Origin of the sequence: Flavobacterium glucosi (assembly GCF_048286535.1) — a bacterium.
GTDB lineage: Bacteria > Bacteroidota > Bacteroidia > Flavobacteriales > Flavobacteriaceae > Flavobacterium.
In genome coordinates, this window is sequence record NZ_JBLVPK010000001.1 from 83,062 (window position 1) to 104,450 (window position 21,389).

Genomic DNA, 21,389 nt, shown 5'->3' on the forward strand with positions numbered 1-21,389 from the left:
GATTATAAAAAATAATAAAAAATAATCATATTTGTAAAGTCAGTCTATAAAATTGTTTCAAATTTCAAGATTAAAAATATGCCCTCAATTGAACATTTCCGGTATGAATGGTTTGGCTTGATTCACTTCTTCGTCCTTGATAATTAAAATTAATATCTAAAAATTGTGTGATGTTTTTTTGCAAAAGCAATCTCCAAGTTAAGTTTTGACCCGTTTGCAATCCTTCGAGCATTTGAAATCCAACCGAAGAAAATTCATTTCCTTCAAATTTATTTTGGTAAAAAGAAACTTCGCCATTCAATGTTATTTTTTTATCACTGGCGTAGGAAAAGGCACTTCCAAAGCGGTTTTGTAATAATGTTTCGAAAATGCCAATTTGATTCTCTTTGCTTTGCAATTCATAAAAGATATCCCAGCTAGTGTTCTTAGAGAATAAATAGCTGATTTTTGGTGCCAATTGATATCCATTTATGTTATAATTTTTTTCCGGGAAATTCTCTGATTGAATGGTTGTCTGGATTGTTTTGGCAAAAAAACCAAAAAGCCAACTTCTTTGGTACAAATGTCCATATTGCAATTGATGCGAACTGTTAGTAGCTTCCTGCGAACCTATCGACAATAGGTTTTTTGTTTTATTCTGAAGGTAAGAATAGGTAATCGAATGGTTTTGCTTTCCGCGATTATAAAACAAGCTGTTCCTCAAGCTGGAATTTAATCCAAGCACATTCTCATTAGAACCGCTAAACGGGTTTAATTCAAAATTAGCTCCGTCACTTCTCGTTTTTCGGTCAATTATAAAGGCGGTTTGATTATAGAAATAGGAAAGTAATTTTCTTAATCCTTTTTCGTTTTGCCACTGATTTGGGTTTAATGTCACGGATTGGGAGAACTTATTTTGATGTGTTTTTATATAAATCCGATTGGGCAAAAATACCCTGATGAATTTTGCTTGATCTATAAATGGAGCGACTTCAAACTCCTGTAATTCCTGAATTCCATTACCGTTATAATCATTCCACGTATAAACGCCCTGACCTGCGGAAACTTCCAGATACGTAAATTCCTGTTGCGGAATGGTTCCGGAATTCGTTTCATAAACCGTTGTGCTTTGAATCAATTGATTAAAAAAACGATCCGTGTACACTATTCTTGAATTTAATGTAGGTTCTCTTTTTCTTGTCGCATCCACAAAATCCAAGATTCTGTAATTGGCATAAAGGGACAAATCACTTCTGTTGGTTTGTATCAATTTAGATTTTAACATGAAAGTCTGGGAGGAATTTACCCGCTGAATCAAGCCGCTTTGTAGGCTGTCATTGGTTCTTCTTAAATACCCTAATTCTACAAAAACTTTTGTACTGTCGCCACGACCGGTAAAAAAACCATACTCCGTAAATTTTTGGCTTAGAGCCGAAAACTGATTTGTTGCTTTGTTTTTTTCTTGATTGTCTTCTAAACGCAAGCTGGAACTAATCCAATTTTTATCAAAATGAAAACGCATTTGGGATTGGTTTCTTGAAAATTTCGACGATAAAACACTGCCATCGCTTTTTAGGAAACTGCCTTGGTTTTGAAAAGTCCATTTTTTTATTCGAAACAAACCATTTAAAATATGCCTGCTGCCTGAAAAATTTTCCGAGAAATCCAGTTTTTCAAACTGATACAACAGCAATCCTTTGGTAGTAGATTTTGGTTCTGGATTTAAGTCCAATTGTAAACCGGAAACCAATAGACTTTGATTTCCAATGGCTGCAGTTCCTAGGTTCCAATCCCTGTCAAATTCTATATTGTACAGTCGTTCCACGGATCTGAAATCTTTCTGAATAAATTGATAATTAGCAAAAGCATCAACCTGCCATTTTTTGGAAAAAAGCCGTTGCCTGGTATTTATTTTTCCAGCCAAGCCTTGATTATTGGCATCATCAAGGGATGAAAATAAATTTTGGTCATTGTTGCTAAGGCCAATTTCAAAATCGACAGCCGTTTTTTCGCTGGGTTTGTATTTTCCCAAAAAGGTGGCTACTTGAATTTTTGTTGGCGCAATGAGCTGAATTATGGGTTCGTAATTTCCTTGAGGAATGCCCTTTATAGGCTCTACATATTCATAAACTCGGGTAATGGTAGCTAAATTTGTCACGATATAATTCCCATTATTGGTTCCTACCAAAGTGAACCGAACATTGAATAATTCCTGTTGCCCGTCATTTGAGTATTCGAAAATTTCAACGGCATTAACTATCGTTTTCCGATACAACACTTTATTCTCAGAGTAGGAATCAGCATAGGCGGAAGGCGCTGTCATTAAATCAGGATTATCTCCGGAATTGACTAATGTCTGGGCTTGTTCCTGTGATAAATTTTGTTGTAGCGGCTGATTTTTCAAGTCGTTTTCCGAATATAAATAGCCTCCAAAACTCCATTTTTCATTTTCATGCGTGGCACCGGCGTACGTTACAAAACGGGTGTAATTCCTATCGGAATATTGATATTCTATGGCGATTCGCATTTCGGAAGTGATGGTGAAAAGGGGCGTAAATACAATTTCTCCGGCATTGTAATCTATCGTATAATCATTGTTTTCGCCTCGTTTCAGTAAAATACCATTTACATAAACCCGTTCAGAGCCCGAAACTACCAGAACATACAATTCTCCGTTTTGTCCCTTTAATTTGTAAGGGCCTTGATTGCCTTCTTGTCCCACAAAATTACTTTTGGCATATTGTCCTCGAACTAATGCCGCTGATGCAAATACATTCGTTTTGTTTTCTTCGGTTCCAAAGTTAAAATTAGTCGAAAGTCCCTGTACTTTTTTATTGAAATTCAAGAATTGGGTTTTCTTGTTTTCCAGAAAAATATCTCCTGCCCGAATGTTCCATTCATCGCTGAATAACTCCATGAAAACATTATCAAACTGATCCAGTTTTTGAGAATAGCCGCCATCCTGTAACGGAATATTACTGTCTTGAATGGAAGCCCTTAAGCTTACTTTTTCGGAAATTTTTCCTGTGATTTGTAAGTCTAAATTAGAATTCAAAACCGCATTTTGATTGTTTCCGATCGTAATGCCACGGGTAATGCTTCCCGAAGTATTCAAACCATCTAAAGGCACGTTTTTCTTTAGGTTTTTCTCTTCAATTTTGTATAAATTCCCATCTCCTGCTTTATTACTGACAACTCTGCTGGGGTCGTAAATGCGGTATTCTTTGGTTAGTATTTCAGGAAATCTGAGATAGTGTACAGTAAGTGAATCGGAGTTAAAAGCACTGTTTTCTTTTAAAATTAAAGTCCCTTTTTTGAAATTTATTTTAAATAAAGTGCTGTCGATGGGTTTGCCATTGGCATCAAGCAGTTTGAAAAAATTCGAATTAATACTTTCTTGTTCAATATAAATCGTGTCGCGGGAAGGAAGAATTTTTTTGGTTTTGTACAGCGGATTAATTTCCTGAGCATGGAGCCCAGAAAAACAGCCTATTACAATCCAAAAAAGTAATTTTTTCAACATAAATACTATAACTCGAAAGTCCCAAAAGTAGTATTTATAATTCGATAATTAGAAAATGTGCCTATCAGAAAATCGGAGAATAGATAAATCGTCATATTCTGGTTTAGAGTTCTTAATTGTATGCTTTGGAACAACAAAAAAAGGGAATCAAAATTTAATTTCGATTCCCTTTTTTAATACTGTTGAAACAGTTTTTAAACTTCTTTAGTGATCACTTGCATGGTTTCACGACTGACTTGTTTCAATAAAACTACTTTATTTTCTTCAACAGTTTGAGCTGCTTTGTCATTGAAATGTCGGATAGTGTATAAGGTTACATTTTCGTCAAATTCAACTTTAAATTTTTTAGATAAAATGGCATTCAGCGCTTTAAAATTGTCAAATTTATCTTCTACACATACAGAGAAACTAATGGCAGAATTCTGGATTAAGTTTACTTTTATTTTGAATTGGTGAAACAACGAAAAAATTTCGCTGATGTTTTCTTCCATGATGAAAGAGAAATCTATTGAGGAAAGCGAAATCAAAAGCTGGTTTCTTTTGACAATAAAACAAGGTAAATACGGTTCTAAATCGACACCTTTAGAAACACTTGTCCCTTTTAGTAATGGATTTATAAATGATTTTACATACAAAGGAATTTCCTTTTTTTGTAAAGGTTGCAATGTTTTTGGGTGAATAACCGTTGCTCCGTAAAAAGCTAACTCAATGGCTTCGCGATACGAAATCTGATTTAATAAACTTGCGTTTTCAAAATATCTCGGGTCGGCATTCATTACTCCTGGAACATCTTTCCAGATGGTTACGCTTTCAGCATTTAAGCAATAGGCAAAAATCGCCGCAGTATAATCAGAACCTTCACGACCTAAAGTGGTGGTGAAATTATTCTCATCAGAACCTAAGAAGCCTTGTGTGATGTTTAAGATTTTTCGTTTTACGTTTTTGGCAATATTTTTCTGTGTCAATTCCCAATCTACTTCCGCATCTCTATAATTTGCGTCCGTTTTTATGAAATTACGCACATCCAGCCATTGTGTTTTTATATTCATGAAATTCATGAAATGACTGAGAATAGTTGTCGAAATTAATTCGCCAAAGCTTACAATCTGGTCGTAAACAAAATTATAATTAGGAGATTTATTATGTGTCAAGAAATATTCTAAATCAGCGAATTGAGTATTCACAGCGGCAAAAACTTCGTTTTTGTCATCCTCAAACAAATCCATTAAAATTTGATTGTGGTATTTTTTTACTTCCTGTACAGATGAATTTAATTCCGCTGATTTGTCGAAATAATTTTTTATGACAATTTCTAATGCATTGGTCGTTTTTCCCATTGCAGAAACCACTAACAATACATCTTCGTAACCCACTTTTTGTAAAACGTCAAATACGTTTTTAATTCCTGCGGCATCTTTTACAGAAGCTCCTCCAAATTTGAATACTCTCATATTTTTAAACAAAAATTGTTCTTTATACTTTATTTTAATTTATTCTCTACAAAATGGTTGATTCCTATTTCATCCATTTGCACAACATACCAATCTTTTAACACTTTTGCACCAGATTTTTCATAGAATTCAATTGCTGGAGTATTCCAGTCTAATACATTCCATTCCACTCTTCGAACATTATCTTTTTTACCCTGTTTTATGATTTCTGAATATAAAGCATATCCCAACCCGGTTCCTCGCATTTTGTCTTTTACCACTAAATCTTCTAAATGGATTGTTTTTCCTTTCCAAGTCGAAAAGCGGTAATAATACAATGCAATACCTACAATCTCCTCTTCCACTTCAGCTACAAAAACATAAAATAGGGGAGTAGCGCCAAAACCATCTCGAATTAAATCATCCACAGTAACAAGGACTGCATCAGGTTCTTTTTCAAATAGGGCTAATTCCTGGATAAGTCCCAGAACAGCTTTCATATCATTGGCATTACCTCTTCTAATATTCATATGTGGTTTTATTTTTTTGTTTGAATAGGAAATTCGCAGTACTGTATCGCCGTTTTTATCAAGCTCCCATACTGCTCATTTCATAAATTTTTATTTTAATGATTCAAAAATGCAATAAAACTGCATTTTTACGTATTAATTTTGTGTTTTATTCAGCAAATATACAATACTGATAAACTAAGTAAATTTTATTCAAATCATTTTCACAAAAAAAACGATATTTGTGACTTCAAATTAACTACATCGATTTCGTAATGGAAGAACGCAACAAAACACTAGGAGAATTTATCATTGAAAATCAAAATGCTTTTCAATATTCGTCAGGCGAATTATCCCGAATCATTAACTCCATCCGATTGGCTGCCAAAGTAGTCAATTATAAAGTAAACAAAGCAGGATTAGTTGATATTGTAGGCGCTGCCGGAGAACAAAACATACAAGGGGAAGATCAGCAAAAACTCGATGTTTATGCGAATGAAGTTTTCATTCAAACGTTGATCAACCGCGAAATTGTTTGTGGTATTGCTTCAGAAGAAAATGATGATTTCATCACTGTAGAAGGAAGCGATAATAGTCACAATAATAAGTATGTGGTTTTAATGGATCCGCTTGACGGTTCATCAAATATTGATGTAAATGTTTCCGTAGGAACGATATTTTCGGTTTATAGGAGAGTTACTCCAATAGGAACTCCGGTTACGATTGAAGATTTTTTACAGCCGGGAATCAATCAGGTTGCGGCAGGATATGTTATTTATGGAACGTCGACGATGTTGGTTTATACTACAGGGCATGGAGTAAACGGATTTACATTGAATCCGGCCATTGGAACTTTTTATTTATCGCATCCAAAAATGCAATTCCCAACCGATGGTCATATTTATTCCATCAACGAAGGAAATTATGTTCATTTTCCACAAGGAGTAAAAGATTATATAAAATATTGCCAGTTAGAAGAAGGAGACAGGCCTTATACTTCAAGATACATAGGTAGTCTGGTTTCGGATATTCATAGAAATATGATTAAAGGCGGAATTTATTTATATCCTACGAGTTCTAAAGCACCAAAAGGGAAATTACGATTGTTGTACGAATGCAATCCGCTAGCTTTTATTGCTGAACAAGCAGGAGGAAAGGCTTCTGACGGATTTAACAGAATCATGGAAATTGAACCGACAGAATTACATGAAAGGGTGCCGTTCTTTTGCGGAAGCTACAACATGGTAGAAAAAGCGGAAGAATTTATGCATAAAGCTAAATTAAGCAAATACTAAAATTTAAGTTTAATAAAAAAGCTCCCAGATTTCTGAGAGCTTTTTTGATACTTTACAATTACTTGTTCATGTTTTGCATTTCGAAAAGGAAAGTATCTAAATCTACTTTTCTATCTACTAATTTAAGTGCTTTATGTATAATATAATCTACATTTTCAGCATTAAAGCCTAGTGCTACTCCAATTTTTCTTAATAATAATTCTTGTTTATCACCTAACTGATGATCAACATGAACCATTCTCGCTAAATCAAACAAACGCTCCAGTCTTTGCTCATGTAAATATGGAGGATTTATAGGATATTTTAATGGGTTTTCTAAAATTTCTTCATATTCCGCTTGAGAAATTTCTAACCGAACAGCCAGTTTGTCTAAAAATAGTTTCTCTTCCGGAGCAAACGTATCGTCAGCAAGTGCTACACGAACAATAGCTGAAAAATGACCTTTATTTCTTTGTTTGAATTCGCTATCAAATAAATCTGAAAATGACATAATTATTGGTTTTTTATCTTACAAAGATAAATCTATTTTTAAATTAATGATTTTAATTTTTTATATTTTTTCTTTGAATTTGATCTCTTTTGAATTGCATTTATTTAAACAATCAAATCACTCATTTTCAAAATTAATCGTAAGTTTACAACCCCTTTATCAACCTAATAAATTACCCATGTCAGAATTTTGGATTTACTTTCAAATAGGATTAAAACACGTTTTAGACATTCATGCTTATGATCATGTTTTATTTTTAATAGCCTTGGCAATTCCTTTTTCTTTTAAGGATTGGAAGCGCATTGTACTTTTAGTAACGCTTTTTACCATTGGACATACGATGGCTTTATTGCTTTCTATTTTTGGTATAATTGCGATTAAAGTGAATGTTGTCGAATTATTAATTCCAATAACGATACTGATAACGGCGTTATTTAATCTTTTTACGGCGGGGAAATCAAGCAAGAAAGAAAGTATAAATTTGGTGTTTTTCATCACACTTTTCTTTGGAATAATTCATGGATTGGGTTTTTCAAATTATTTCAAATCGATTCTTGGTGGCGATGCAGCCTCTAAAGTATTGCCGTTGTCAGAATTTGCATTAGGAATAGAAGCCGCCCAGATTGTGGTGGTTTTTGTGGTTTTGATTTTGTCGTATATTGTTCAAACCGTTTTCAGATTCTCGAAACGCGATTGGACCTTAGTCATGTCGGCATTTATTATAGGGGTAGTGATACCATTGATTGTTGAAAGTGAAATCTGGATTAGATAAAATGAACGAAAAAAAATTAAATAAATACGATAAAGCGTATCTTAGAATTGCCAAAGAATGGGGGCTTCTGTCCTATTGTAAACGCAAACAAGTTGGTGCGATTATTGTGCGGGATAGAATGATAATCTCGGATGGATACAATGGAACGCCATCCGGTTTTGAAAATTGTTGTGAAGATGAAGAAGGATTGACGCGTTGGGATGTTTTACATGCTGAAGCAAATGCGATTCTTAAAGTGGCACGATCCACACAATCTTGCGAAGGAGCGACTTTATATATTACGCTTTCACCTTGTAAAGAGTGCAGCAAATTGATTCATCAATCCGGAATAAAAAGAGTCGTGTATCAGAACGGCTATCGCGATGATTCCGGAATCCAGTTCCTTATAAAAGCAGGAGTAGAAGTAGAACATATCCCAGTATTAGAAGAATAAAATGTTGTCTTCGTATGAAAAATAACGTAAAATATTTGCCCATTATTATTTTCTCAACACTTGCTTTGGGTGTTGTGTTGGGCGGAATGTTGAATTTTCCTAACGCAGCTGATTTTTCAGACAGAAATAATTCTAGGAGCAAACTCAATAAATTGATTGATTTTATTGATAATGAATATGTCGATGATATCAATACAGATTCTATTGTAAACCTTACCGTAGATAATATTCTGGCGCAACTCGACCCGCATTCCGTATATATTCCGCCAAGTGATCAGCTGGAAGTGGTAGAAAGCATGAAAGGGAATTTCGTGGGAATAGGCGTGAATTTTTATATGTATAACGATTCAGTTGCGGTTATAAAACCAGTAGAGAATGGCCCTTCGGCAAAAGCTGGAATAAAGGCAGGTGACCGGATTTTGTATGCCGATAAAACGAAATTATTTGGTCGGAAATTGCCAAGTGATAGTTTGTATTCTAAATTAAAAGGAACAGTAGGTTCTGATATTGAATTGACTATCTACAGAAAATCCGAAGGTAAAAAGCTTAAAGTAAAAATAAAACGGGATGTTATTCCTCTAAAAAGTGTCGATGTGGCGTTGCTTTTGAGTGATAAAACGGGCTATATAAAAATAAATAGATTTGCCGAAACTACTTACAGAGAGTTCATGGCGGGTTTAACTAAACTGAAACAGCAAGGCGCAAAATCACTCGTAATTGATGTTCGCGATAATGGTGGCGGTTATATGGAAGAAGCAATTGCTATTGCAGATGAATTATTGACTGACAAGCAATTGATTGTTTTTACCAAAAATAAAAATGGGAATATAGATAAGACATTTGCAACCAAAAAAGGGAGTTTCGAAAACGGAAATGTATTTGTTTTAATCAATGAAAACAGCGCTTCTGCCAGTGAGATTCTAGCGGGCGCCATTCAAGATAATGACAGAGGAACAATTGTGGGGCGTCGTTCTTTTGGAAAAGGATTGGTGCAACGTGAAATGGATTTTGCCGATGGTTCGGCCGTTCGATTGACTATTGCCAGATATTATACGCCAACGGGGCGCTCGATTCAAAAGCCCTATTCGAAAGGAAATGAAGCGTATTTTAAAGAATCAGAAGCTCGTTTTGGAAATGGAGAATTGTATGAAAAAGACAGTATAAAAGTTTCGGATACCTTAAAATTTAAAACTAAAAAAGGGAAGATTGTTTACGGTGGTGGCGGAATTGTTCCTGACGTTTTTGTACCGCTAGAAGTAGAGCACGGAAATGAAAGTACCGCTTATTTATTGCAATCCGGAATCGTGGGTAATTTTGTTTTCGAACAATTAGACAAAAACAGAAGCGCTTTTAAAGGACTTAATTTCGAACAATTCAAAATGAAAATGAATCAAACGGATTTGTATTTCAATTTGTTTCAAAAATTTATTTTTGGAAACGGATTGGATTTGAATTTTGGAAAAAGCAAGTCATTGGTAAAAAGATACTTGGCCGCTGAGTTTGCCCGACAATTGTATGGGGAAAGCTATTATTATGAGATTGTATTGAAAGAAGATGCGATGCTTAAGGCAATTTCTAAGAAGTAATTGTGAAGAAAAATACTTGCTTTAAAAATAACTAATTTTCATTGTCCCAATCTTTCTTATACCGAATGAGTTCATCGTCTATCATTTTCTTAGAGGCGTTTAATAAATAGGTTGCATCTTCAGAATAAATAGGAGAAAAAAAAGTCATTTTAATTTCGGTAGTCCGTTTTCCAAAACACTTTAAAAAATGCGGAATGAAAGTATCATCTCCCACAAAAGCATCTGTTTTTTCTTTGTAATCAATGGCAACAGGAATAACGGCTGCTTTAATCTTAGTAGCCATTACAAACGAGCCGTAATTGAAATCTACCGTCGTTGGCAAAACAGCTGTTGTGCCTTCTGGAAAATTAATGATAGAATATCCTTTGGCCAGAACTTCACGAATATTTTCGGCAGTTTTTTGTCTGCTTTTTTGGCATTTTCTATCTACAAATAAAACACCTGATATTTTACAGATGTAGCCAATCATAGGCCATGAAGCAACTTCTTTCTTTCCTACAGGAAAAGCATGTATTTGATTTACAATAACAATTGGGTCAAAATAAGAACGGTGATTGGCTACAATCAGTCCTTGTATCGTGGGATTTTCTCCATAAATAATGGTGCGAATGCCTAAAATATAATTGGATACCCGTATTAAAAAATCGCGCAAATGAAGTGCTCTTTTGGAATTCATTTCTTCGCTGCAAAAGAAACTTGTCAAATAGAAAAGAATCGAGAAAAAGGAAACTAATACTATAAAAACGATTAGCCTGGTCAAGCCCAATAATAATGATAACATAAAATAGTGTATTGAAAATGTAAACCTACCACTATTTTCCTAGAGATTTTCCAGAATAAAATTCTATTTACCTGATACTGTCGTGTGCATGAGTCTGCACGCCGTCATTCCATACCGTGAGAATGTCTGTTGCAACGGCAGCGCCACTTCCGGCAGCAATGGCTAGTTGGCTTCTCCAGCCCGCTAAAGTTCCTATGGCATAAATTCCTTCAGCCACTTTGTGGTCGCTGTTCTTTAGTTGGATTCGTTGTTTTTCGGGAAGGGATTTTTGATGGGGTTCTAGATAATGCATCAATCCATCAATTGCAAAAGTATTTGCAGATCCAATGCCTATAACGATTGTTTTTGTTTGGTAATAGTTTCGGTTTGTTATGACTGTAAATTCCGGAAATTGTCCTTCAATTTTCAATACTTTTTCCTCTTGAATTTGAATGATGTGAGGATAAGCTTTCAAAAGATGTTCGGTGCTTTCGTCCAATAATTCAGAGCCTAATTTCCCTGGAGGGATTCCGTAAGCATTATTAAACAGTGCTTCTTGAAGAGATGATGTTTTTTGATGGGTGAAAATACCAATTCTCTTGTCAATGACAAAGGATTTGTTTTTTGCAGAACCCAAAACGAGTGCGCATGAAATACCAGAAACGCCACCGCCAACAAGGAGAACATCAAACATTATTATAGTTGATCATTTGATTTCTCTTCAATCTTTTTTGCCATTTTAAAAATCAGAAGAATCAAAACGGCGCAAAAAGAAGCGGCTATTCCAATAAAAGCAACTACGCTATCTCCCTGAAATGGATTTCTAAAATCCAACAAAGTAACATTAAATATGATCAGCGCTACTGCTAAAAATACCAAGATGTTAGTGAAAATTTTCATAATAGGTTTTTGTTTTTGATATAAAAGAAACAGATTTTTTATTTTAGAAACGCATGTCAGTTTAAAAATCAGATTGTCTTTTAAAATTATCTTAGAGGGTAAATTTATGAAAATTAATTTTAGACAAACAAACCTTTAACATTCGCGGCGAATAATTTAACAGCAATGGCAAGAAGTACTACTCCAAAAGTCTTCCGGATGACACCAAGCCCATTTTCTCCTAGTATTTTTTCGATTTTAGAAGATGATTTCAAAACGATGTAGACCAGAATGATGTTCAAAATTATGGCAATAATAATGTTTATGGTAAAAAATTGGGAACGTAAAGAGAGTAAAGTAGTCATTGTTCCAGCGCCGGCTATCAGAGGAAATGCCAAAGGGACAATAGACGCGGAACTCGCTTCTTCATCGCGATAAATACGAATGCCTAAAATCATTTCTAATGCCAGGAAGAACAATACAAACGAACCCGCAACGGCAAAAGAGTTGACATCAATTCCTATTAAATTCAATAATTCTTCTCCCACAAAAAGGAAAACAATCATGATTATACCGGCTACTATTGAAGCTTTTTCGGATTCTATGTGTCCATGCTTTGATCTTAAATCAACAATAATAGGAATGGTTCCCACGATATCAATTACGGCAAAAAGCACCATTCCAACCGTAATTATTTCTCTAAAATCGATTTCAAACATAATTTTTTTGTTTACAAAGTTAAACTTTTCGGTAGATTTTTAATTAAAATTAAATTTTATTACAACAATTCTGATTCATTTTTTTACAGACTGATTTTCAATTGCGTTTTTGTTATTTATTGTTGTATGTTGTTCAATATTAGTTTTTTAGTTGGATTTTAATGTCAATTATTTTGATGGTTTTTAAAAAAGTTAAAGTTAGTTTTATCTAAAAAATTACAATTTACTTTAGCTATCTTTGCACTTTATAATCTCAGTATCCCAAAATAATGTTTCAATTAGGAAAAACCATCGTCTCAGAAGACATACTCAAAAAAGATTTTGTTTGTAATTTGTCAGCCTGTAAGGGGGCTTGTTGTGTTGATGGCGATGCGGGAGCTCCATTGAGCGTTGAGGAAACTAAGATATTAGAAGAAATTTATCCTAAAGTAAAACCATTTTTACGCAAACAAGGAATTGCTGCTATCGAAGCGCAAGGAACTTGGACGATAGGGACTGATGGTGATCTTGAAACGCCGCTGATTGACAATAAAGATTGTGCTTACGTAATGTTTGACGGTAAAACGGCTTTATGTGGCATCGAGCAAGCATACAATCAAGGCGTAATTGACTGGAAAAAACCTGTTTCGTGTCATTTGTATCCTATCCGTGTGAAAGATTTCACGGAGTTTGCTGCTGTTAATTATGACAAATGGGATATTTGCGATCCGGCCTGCTCTTTAGGTCAAGAGCTTGAAGTGCCGGTGTATAAATTTGTCAAAGAAGCTTTGGTTAGAAAGTTTGGAGAGGACTGGTATGCCGAGCTTGAAAAAGTGGCGCAAGAACTCAAGAAATAAATCTAAAATAAATCCAAATTTTCTTGTTTGCTGTTTTTAAAACCCTATATTCTACGGTACTTCACCTCTTTTTTTAAGTTTTAAGACGCTGGTTTATAGGTATTTAAAATTCATAAAAAAAACCTTTCATTTTTTTCCTTTGTTAAAAACTAATTGCTTTTGTGGATAAGTTTGGCTTTTAATTTCGGCAATATTTTACAATCTTTGTAATCCACTAAATGCATAAAATTTCGTTAAAATCTCAAAAAAAACAAACAATTATAATGGCGCAAGTTGAACCAATTTTACAAGAAAATAAAAATCGTTTCGTGATTTTTCCAATCAAACACCATGATATTTGGGAATTTTATAAAAGTATGGAAGCCAGTTTCTGGACTGCTGAAGAAATTGATTTGTCACAAGATTTAAATGACTGGAATAACAAATTATCGGAAGATGAGCGTTATTTTGTTAAACACATTTTGGCATTTTTTGCTGCTTCAGATGGAATTGTAAATGAGAATCTGGCTGAAAATTTTGTGAACGAAGTACAATATGCGGAAGCGAAATTCTTTTACGGTTTTCAAATCATGATGGAAAACATTCACAGCGAGACCTATTCGTTATTGATTGATACGTATGTAAAAGATGAAGCAGAGAAAGATGAATTATTTAATGCTTTAGAAGTTTTTCCTGCAATTAAGAAAAAAGCGGACTGGGCTTTGAAATGGATTGAATCTGATTCATTTGCGGAGCGTTTAATTGCTTTTGCAGCGGTGGAAGGAATTTTCTTTTCGGGAGCATTTTGTTCTATTTATTGGTTAAAAAAACGTGGATTAATGCCAGGATTGACTTTTTCTAACGAATTGATTTCCCGTGATGAAGGAGTTCACTGTGATTTTGCCGTGCATTTACACAACCACCACTTGGTGAATAAAGTGCCAAAAGAAAGAATCAGAAGCATTATTGTAGATGCTTTAAATATTGAAAGGGAATTTATCACCGAGTCACTTCCGGTGAGTTTGATAGGAATGAATGCCGTATTAATGACACAATATTTAGAATTTGTTGCTGACAGATTGTTAGTGGAATTAGGTTGCGAGAGAGAATATAATACTACAAACCCATTTGATTTTATGGATATGATTTCTCTTCAAGGGAAAACAAACTTCTTTGAAAAGAAAGTAGCCGAATATCAAAAAGCAGGTGTAATGAACACGGATGGTGATGCTCAAAAAATATCTTTTGACGCTGATTTTTAAAATTTGAATTCTTATCGATCCATTAAATATTTTTTGTGCTACTCTTGCAATAGCAGAGATAGTAATGGAAGTCCTTTCTAGTCCTGAACTTGTTTCAGTATCCTGAAACAATTTCAGGACTAGAAAGATTGCAATGGATAGCTGGAAATAGCTCCATAAAAAGATGCTGAAACAAGTTCAGCATAAATTACAAATAACGAAAAACAGCGAAGGGATTTTCTGTTTTAAAAAACAAACAAAAGTATGTACGTAGTAAAAAGAGACGGCCACAAAGAGCCGGTAATGTTCGACAAAATCACAGATAGAATTAAAAAACTATGTTATGGTTTGAATGATTTGGTTGATGCCGTGAAAGTCGCAATGCGAGTAATTGAAGGGCTTTATGATGGAGTATCTACGTCAGAATTAGATAATTTAGCAGCCGAAACTGCGGCTTCAATGACTATTGCGCATCCTGATTATGCACAGTTGGCAGCAAGAATTGCAATTTCGAATTTACATTCCAATACTAAAAAATCATTTTCGGAAACAATGAACGATATGTTTCATTATGTAAACCCGAGAAATGGACAAGATGCACCTTTGTTATCTGAAGAAGTGCACCAGGTGATTATGAAAAATGCTGAATTTTTGGATTCACATGTGATATATAATAGAGATTTCAATTATGATTATTTTGGGTTTAAAACCTTGGAAAGATCATATTTGCTTAAAATAAACGGCAAAATAGTGGAGCGCCCGCAACACATGTTGATGCGTGTTTCGGTTGGGATCCATTTAGATGATTTAGAATCGGTGATTGAGACATACGACTTAATGTCGAAAAAATTCTTTACCCATGCAACGCCTACATTATTCAATGCAGGTACTCCAAAACCTCAAATGTCTTCTTGTTTCCTTCTTGCGATGCAAGACGACAGTATTGACGGGATTTACGATACGTTGAAACAAACGGCTAAAATCTCGCAGTCAGCAGGCGGTGTTGGGCTTTCTATTCACAATGTGAGAGCGACGGGTTCTTATATTCGTGGGACTAATGGAACGTCAAATGGAATTGTTCCGATGTTGCGTGTTTTTAATGATACAGCACGTTATGTAGATCAAGGAGGTGGAAAACGCAAGGGAAGTTTTGCTATTTATATCGAAACTTGGCATGCGGATATTTTCGAATTCCTAGACTTAAAAAAGAATACCGGAAAAGAAGAAATGCGCGCCAGAGATTTGTTCTTCGCCATGTGGACGTCTGATTTATTTATGAAACGAGTTCAAGAAGACAGTTATTGGACGTTGATGTGTCCTAATGAATGTCCGGGATTATATGATGTGTATGGAGAAGAATTTGAAGCCATGTATATTGATTACGAGAAACGTGGAAAAGGTAGAAAAACCATTAAAGCGCATGAACTTTGGGAGAAAATTCTAGAATCGCAAATCGAAACCGGAACGCCTTACATGTTGTATAAAGATGCAGTTAATAGAAAATCAAACCAGAAAAATCTGGGTACGATTCGTTCTTCGAATTTGTGTACCGAGATTATGGAATTTACATCCAAAGATGAAATTGCAGTCTGTAATCTAGCCTCTCTTTCCTTGCCGATGTTCGTTTCTAATGGAAAGTTTGACCATGAATTAATGTATACCGTTACAAAACGAGTAACTAGAAACTTAAATAAAGTAATCGACAGAAATTATTATCCGGTAATTGAAGGAGAAAATTCGAATAAACGCCACAGGCCAATTGGTCTTGGAGTACAAGGATTAGCCGATGCTTTTATTATGTTGCGTATGCCGTTTACGAGCGATGAGGCTAAAAAACTGAATCAGGAAATTTTTGAAACATTATACTTTGCTGCGGTAACCGCTTCAATGGAAATGGCCAAAGAAGAAGGTCCTTATTCGACATTTAAAGGCTCGCCAATATCTCAAGGAGAATTTCAATATAATTTGTGGGGAATGAAAGATGAGGAATTATCTGGTCGTTGGGACTGGGCTTCGTTAAGAAAAGAAGTGATGGAACACGGAGTGAGAAACTCGTTGTTAGTGGCACCAATGCCAACGGCATCTACTTCACAAATTTTGGGGAACAACGAAGCATTCGAACCCTATACTTCTAACATTTACACCAGAAGAGTCCTTTCAGGAGAATTTATTGTGGTAAACAAACACTTGTTGCACGATTTAGTGGAGCGTGGTTTGTGGAACGAAACATTGAAACAAGAATTGATGCGAAATAACGGTTCTGTTCAAGACTTAAACATTCCGCAAGACTTGAAAGAATTGTACAAAACCGTTTGGGAAATGTCAATGAAAGATATTATCGATATGTCCCGTCAACGTGGTTATTTTGTGGACCAATCACAATCGTTGAACTTGTTTATGCAAAATGCCAATTATTCTAAATTGACATCGATGCATTTCTATGCTTGGCAATCTGGATTGAAAACGGGAATGTATTATTTGAGAACAAAAGCGGCAGTGGATGCGATTAAATTTACATTGAATAACGACAAGAAAGCGGAGCCAATCGAAATTAAAGAACAACCCATCGCTGTGGTAAGGGAAGCGGTAGAAATGTCCGCCGAAGAATACAGAGCCATGATTGAACTTTCTAAAAACGCAGGGCCAGAAGATTGTGAAATGTGTGGGTCTTAAATAAAATAAAAAAGGCTTCAATTGAAGTTGAAGCCTTTTTTTAATCAATTATAGATAATAGAATTGAAGTTCTATTCTATAGCCAAAAGTGTATTTGTTTTGAGACTTCAAATATAAAATTTTTTGGTAAAAAAAGGACTTCTTTATTGTTAAATTTTTAAATTTTCAATTATGAGTCCAAAACAGGATGATAGTTTTGAGTACATTTTTAGAAAATGTATCACAACGAGAGATGGAAGAAGAATTTGTAAAACAGACGGAAGTTGTTTTAAGATTCGAATTAAAAAAAGTATTTAAGTTTAAAAGCAGTTATTGTAATGATAACTGCTTTTTTTTTGAAGCTATTTCCAGCTTTCGTTTCAATTTTTTTATTTTTAAAGAAAAAACAAAAAGTATTTTCACTTCAAACAAAGTTTACTTAACTCCAAATAAAATGAAAGTTGAGTGAAGTAATCAGGGCTAAAACACCAAGATTTAATAGTAACATTTGTAAATAATTCACTATATTTGAGATGATTATAAGTAATAATTTTTTATATTAATTAAAATGGAAAATAAAAAATTTACTGTAACAGATGATTTATTAGCTTCTAAAAGCCAGCGTTTCCTGAATTTCCTTATTGATGTATTGATTGTTTATATTATCGGAATTACTATTGGTACGACCATAACTATAATTGGAGACTTGGCCCATAGTTATGAGGCCTCAAATTGGGTTACATCATTGAGTTTAATTGAAAAGGTCTTTTTTGGGCTTGTAATCCTGTTTTTTTACTATGCATTTACGGAAATGTACTTCTCCAGAACCTTCGCTAAGTATTTTACCAAAACTATTGTAGTACGAGTTGATGGTTCCAAACCCAATACCAAAAACTTTATGATACGAACGGTATCCCGCCTTAATCCTATGGACCCTTTTTCATTTCTGGGTAAAACAGAAAGAGGTTTGCATGATACTTTATCCGCAACGTATGTGGTGAAAAAGCACGAGTTTGTCGAGAAAATGAAAATGTTTGTTTCAGTGGATGAAATAGGAGTATAATACTAGTTCTGAAAGTAATGATTCATTAGTTTTGTAGAGAATCTGGACAAGACAGTATGAGTAAAAAATTAAATATCCATTGCTTACAGCACGTTCCTTTTGAAGGTCTGGGTTGTATAGAGAATTGGGTTCAAGAGCACGGGCATTCCCTTTCGTATACCACATTATACCACAATCCTAAATTTCCGGATCTTGATACGATAGACGCCTTGATTATCTTGGGCGGACCCATGAGTATTCATGACGAAGCCACATTCCCTTGGCTAAAAGACGAAAAAGCATTCGTCAAGTCCGCAATTGACCAGCGAAAAAAAATAATCGGAATCTGTCTGGGAGCACAATTAATTTCAAATGTGTTAGGAGGAAAAATTACGGATAATGAACAAAAAGAAATTGGCTGGTTTCCTGTTTCAATTTTAGATTCAAATGTTGCGATACTGAAGGCTTATCCAAAATCATTTTCTGTTTTTCACTGGCACGGAGAAACGTTTTCGATTCCTGAAAATGCCATTCGCTTAATGGAATCAGAAGCCTGTGCGAATCAAGCTTTTTTATATAATGATCAAGTAGTGGGACTTCAATTCCATTTGGAAGTAACGGATGCCGCTATGAAAAAAATGGTTTTTCATGAGCAATCAGAATTAGTAAAAGACACGTATGTTCAAACCTATGATGAGATCGTAAGTAATACTACATTTATTAAAGAAAATAATCGACTGATGTTTTCGCTTTTGGATAATTTGTTTAAATAAAACCCGATTTTTTTTTAAAATAAACCCTAATAAATCGAGGATTTACTAGGGTTTTAATTTAGTGCTTACCTGAATTCAGGTTGTTAATCGATTGCAATGTTTGCGACAGCAATTCTCATTTCTTGAGCTGCGGCGACCATTTCGATTAAAGCCTTTTTAGTTTCGTCCCAATGACGGGTTTTTAAGCCACAGTCCGGATTTACCCAAAGTTGGTCTACAGGAATCACTGCCGACGCTTTTTCTAATAATTTTACCATTTCGGAACTAGAAGGCACACGAGGCGAGTGAATGTCATACACGCCAGGTCCTATTTCGTTAGGATAATTGAAATCGGCAAAAGCATCCAGCAATTCCATTTGCGAACGCGAACATTCTATGGTGATAACATCGGCATCCATATCGGCAATATTTTGAATAATGTCGTTAAACTCACTGTAGCACATGTGGGTATGGATTTGGGTATCATCTTTTACACCACTTGCCGAAATTCTAAACGCTTTTACTGCCCAATCCAAATAGGTTGCCCATTCTTCTTTGCGTAAAGGCAATCCTTCTCGAATGGCGGGTTCATCAATTTGAATAATCTTAATTCCTGCCTTTTCTAAGTCGATTACTTCATCTCTAATCGCCAATGCAATTTGGATACAAGTTTCCGAGCGTGGCTGATCGTTGCGGACAAAAGACCATTGCAAAATAGTCACGGGACCGGTTAACATTCCTTTTACCCATTTTGGCGTAAGCGATTGTGCAAAGGCCGACCATTTTACAGTCATTGGGTTGGGACGCGATACATCACCATAAATAACTGGAGGCTTCACGCAGCGGCTACCGTAACTTTGTACCCAGCCGTTTTTGGTAAACGTAAATCCGTCTAATTGCTCTCCAAAATATTCCACCATGTCATTGCGTTCAAATTCTCCGTGAACCAATACATCAATGCCTGTTTCTTCTTGAAAACGAATCGTTTCTTCGGTTTCTTTTTGGAGTAAATCATCATATTGCTGTTGGTTTAATTCGCCTTTTTTGAACTTCGCTCTCCAGCTTCGGACTTCGGTAGTTTGTGGAAAAGAACCAATAGTAGTAGTTGGGAATAACGGAAGATTCAATACGTCTATTTGCTTTTTTCTACGGACTGAAAATGGATTTTCTCTTTGATCATCACCAGTTGTAATGCTGGCAACCCGATTTTTCACCGCATGATTATGGATTAACTTTGATGTTTTTCTGTTTTCGTTGGCGGTTGTGTTTTCTTGGAATAGAACAGAATCAACAAGAGTTATCTCACCTGAAGCGAAATTTTGGAGCAGCACGACTTCTTCAATTTTTTGTTTGGCGAAAGCCAGCCATTGTTTGATTTCGGGAGTCAGCGTAGTATCATTAGTTTCTAAATCTAAATCACAGGGCGAGTGAATCAGGGAGCACGATGGCGCAATTAGGATTCTGTTTTCACCAAGTGCGTCAGTTGCTTTCTGAATAAGTGCTAACGATTTTTTGAAATCATTTTTCCAAATATTTCTTCCATCGACAACCCCAAGCGAAAGATTCACATTATCTGATAATTGCCCTGATTCCAGAATATCATCCAATTGGGAATGGCAACGAACCAAATCCAAATGCAAAGTATGAACGGGCAAGGCAAGGACAGTTTCAAGATTCTCTCCGAAACAATCAAAATAGTTCGCCAGAATTAACTTTATTTTAGGGAAGCGCTTGTTGATTTCATTATAAACATAAGTTATGGCATTTCTTTCTTTATCAGTTAGATCCAAAGCCAAAAATGGTTCGTCAAATTGGATCCATTCCATATTTTCATTTTCCAGTTTTTGAAGAATTTCAAAATATACCGGAAGCAATTTATCAACAAGGTCTATTCTATGAAAGCCTTCATCCTTTTCTTTTCCAAGAAGTAAATAAGTAACAGGTCCTATTAACACGGGTTTTGTTACGATTCCTAAAGCATTGGCTTCTTTGAACTCGTCGATTATTTTTTCGGAGAATAATTTGAATTCTTGATCTTTTGTGAATTCTGGGACAATATAATGATAATTGGTATCAAACCATTTTGTCATTTCCATGGCAACCACATCTTGTCCGTCTTTTTGCGAACCTCTGGCCATAGCAAAATACAAATCAATAGTGGAGTTTGTTTTGGCTAATTCTTGATAACGTTTTGGAATAACACCTAATGTAAGCGATAAATCCAGTACTTGATCGTAAAAGGAAAAGTCATTGGAAGGGATTAAATCGATTCCGGTTTCTGCTTGTAATTGCCAATTTTCCTTGCGGATAGTGGCGCCTACAGTTAAAAGTTCGTCTACTGAAATTTTTCCTGCCCAATACGATTCGCAGGCTTTTTTTAATTCTCTGTTGCTACCAATTCTTGGATAACCTAGATTGTTTGTTTTCATTATATACAGTGTTTTTTACTATGCAAAGTTATTGTATTGGATATTTAAACTTAAATTAGCCTATTGTTTCAGTGAATAAAAGT

18 protein-coding genes are annotated in these 21,389 nt (G+C 35.0%); 9 read left to right on the forward strand and 9 right to left on the reverse strand.

The features are described from left to right. Window positions 1–70: 70 nt before the first annotated feature. The 3 genes from ACNQGD_RS00540 to ACNQGD_RS00550 all read right to left on the reverse strand — a co-directional run bounded on the left by ACNQGD_RS00540 (window position 71) and on the right by ACNQGD_RS00550 (window position 5,462). Entirely contained in the window at window positions 71–3,502 is a 3,432-nt protein-coding gene (locus tag ACNQGD_RS00540) for a hypothetical protein (RefSeq protein ID WP_417997955.1), read from the reverse strand. Window positions 3,503–3,696: 194 nt separating this feature from the next. Then, window positions 3,697–4,953 (reverse strand): aspartate kinase, encoded by a 1,257-nt coding sequence (locus tag ACNQGD_RS00545; RefSeq protein ID WP_417997956.1) that lies wholly within the window; start codon window positions 4,951–4,953, stop codon window positions 3,697–3,699. 29 nt (window positions 4,954–4,982) lie between these two features. After that, the gene (locus ACNQGD_RS00550) at window positions 4,983–5,462 is read right to left on the reverse strand and encodes a GNAT family N-acetyltransferase (protein WP_417997957.1); all 480 of its coding nucleotides are present in this window, start codon (window positions 5,460–5,462) and stop codon (window positions 4,983–4,985) included. A gap of 254 nt (window positions 5,463–5,716) precedes the next feature. Between ACNQGD_RS00550 and fbp the strand changes: the two genes are divergently transcribed. Next, window positions 5,717–6,736 carry a class 1 fructose-bisphosphatase gene (fbp, locus tag ACNQGD_RS00555; protein WP_282714307.1) on the forward strand — a complete coding sequence of 340 codons (1,020 nt, stop codon included), beginning with the start codon at window positions 5,717–5,719 and terminating at the stop codon, window positions 6,734–6,736. Between the two features lie 58 nt (window positions 6,737–6,794). On the opposite strand, the gene ACNQGD_RS00560 is transcribed toward fbp, so the two are convergent. Then, window positions 6,795–7,226, reverse strand: a complete 432-nt coding sequence (locus tag ACNQGD_RS00560; protein ID WP_417994262.1) for a tellurite resistance TerB family protein — start codon at window positions 7,224–7,226, stop codon at window positions 6,795–6,797. A gap of 178 nt (window positions 7,227–7,404) precedes the next feature. Between ACNQGD_RS00560 and ACNQGD_RS00565 the strand changes: the two genes are divergently transcribed. The 3 genes from ACNQGD_RS00565 to ACNQGD_RS00575 are packed head-to-tail and all read left to right on the forward strand — an operon-like array spanning window position 7,405 to window position 10,017. Continuing rightward, complete coding sequence (locus tag ACNQGD_RS00565) at window positions 7,405–7,998, forward strand: HupE/UreJ family protein (protein WP_417995851.1); 594 nt, start codon at window positions 7,405–7,407, stop codon at window positions 7,996–7,998. Window position 7,999: 1 nt separating this feature from the next. Continuing rightward, entirely contained in the window at window positions 8,000–8,431 is a 432-nt protein-coding gene (locus ACNQGD_RS00570) for a deoxycytidylate deaminase (protein WP_114753665.1), read from the forward strand. 14 nt (window positions 8,432–8,445) lie between these two features. Beyond that, window positions 8,446–10,017, forward strand: a complete 1,572-nt coding sequence (locus ACNQGD_RS00575) for a S41 family peptidase (protein WP_417997958.1) — start codon at window positions 8,446–8,448, stop codon at window positions 10,015–10,017. A 31-nt stretch (window positions 10,018–10,048) separates the two neighbouring features. Here ACNQGD_RS00575 and ACNQGD_RS00580 read toward each other — a convergent pair whose 3' ends face one another. The 4 genes from ACNQGD_RS00580 to ACNQGD_RS00595 form a co-directional block, all read right to left on the reverse strand. Further along, window positions 10,049–10,798, reverse strand: coding sequence for a lysophospholipid acyltransferase family protein (locus ACNQGD_RS00580; protein WP_417997959.1), 750 nt, complete (start codon window positions 10,796–10,798; stop codon window positions 10,049–10,051). A 67-nt stretch (window positions 10,799–10,865) separates the two neighbouring features. Beyond that, complete coding sequence (locus ACNQGD_RS00585) at window positions 10,866–11,471, reverse strand: FAD-dependent oxidoreductase (RefSeq protein WP_417997960.1); 606 nt, start codon at window positions 11,469–11,471, stop codon at window positions 10,866–10,868. Between the two features lie 2 nt (window positions 11,472–11,473). Next, window positions 11,474–11,677: a hypothetical protein gene (locus ACNQGD_RS00590; RefSeq protein WP_417994256.1), complete on the reverse strand. Its 204-nt coding sequence runs from the start codon at window positions 11,675–11,677 to the stop codon at window positions 11,474–11,476. Window positions 11,678–11,796: 119 nt separating this feature from the next. Next, window positions 11,797–12,375 (reverse strand): MarC family protein, encoded by a 579-nt coding sequence (locus ACNQGD_RS00595; RefSeq protein WP_417995855.1) that lies wholly within the window; start codon window positions 12,373–12,375, stop codon window positions 11,797–11,799. A gap of 269 nt (window positions 12,376–12,644) precedes the next feature. Between ACNQGD_RS00595 and ACNQGD_RS00600 the strand changes: the two genes are divergently transcribed. The 5 genes from ACNQGD_RS00600 to ACNQGD_RS00620 all read left to right on the forward strand — a co-directional run bounded on the left by ACNQGD_RS00600 (window position 12,645) and on the right by ACNQGD_RS00620 (window position 18,898). Then, window positions 12,645–13,211 carry a DUF3109 family protein gene (locus ACNQGD_RS00600; RefSeq protein ID WP_417997961.1) on the forward strand — a complete coding sequence of 189 codons (567 nt, stop codon included), beginning with the start codon at window positions 12,645–12,647 and terminating at the stop codon, window positions 13,209–13,211. Window positions 13,212–13,474: 263 nt separating this feature from the next. Then, window positions 13,475–14,452: a ribonucleotide-diphosphate reductase subunit beta gene (locus ACNQGD_RS00605; RefSeq protein ID WP_417997962.1), complete on the forward strand. Its 978-nt coding sequence runs from the start codon at window positions 13,475–13,477 to the stop codon at window positions 14,450–14,452. A gap of 243 nt (window positions 14,453–14,695) precedes the next feature. Continuing rightward, the gene (locus ACNQGD_RS00610; protein ID WP_417997963.1) at window positions 14,696–17,104 is read left to right on the forward strand and encodes a ribonucleoside-diphosphate reductase subunit alpha; all 2,409 of its coding nucleotides are present in this window, start codon (window positions 14,696–14,698) and stop codon (window positions 17,102–17,104) included. 547 nt (window positions 17,105–17,651) lie between these two features. Continuing rightward, entirely contained in the window at window positions 17,652–18,146 is a 495-nt protein-coding gene (locus ACNQGD_RS00615; protein WP_417997964.1) for an RDD family protein, read from the forward strand. A gap of 56 nt (window positions 18,147–18,202) precedes the next feature. Then, window positions 18,203–18,898 carry a type 1 glutamine amidotransferase gene (locus tag ACNQGD_RS00620; RefSeq protein ID WP_417997965.1) on the forward strand — a complete coding sequence of 232 codons (696 nt, stop codon included), beginning with the start codon at window positions 18,203–18,205 and terminating at the stop codon, window positions 18,896–18,898. 83 nt (window positions 18,899–18,981) lie between these two features. Here ACNQGD_RS00620 and metE read toward each other — a convergent pair whose 3' ends face one another. Further along, window positions 18,982–21,306 (reverse strand): 5-methyltetrahydropteroyltriglutamate--homocysteine S-methyltransferase, encoded by a 2,325-nt coding sequence (metE, locus tag ACNQGD_RS00625; RefSeq protein WP_417997966.1) that lies wholly within the window; start codon window positions 21,304–21,306, stop codon window positions 18,982–18,984. Between the last annotated feature and the right edge of the window lie 83 nt (window positions 21,307–21,389).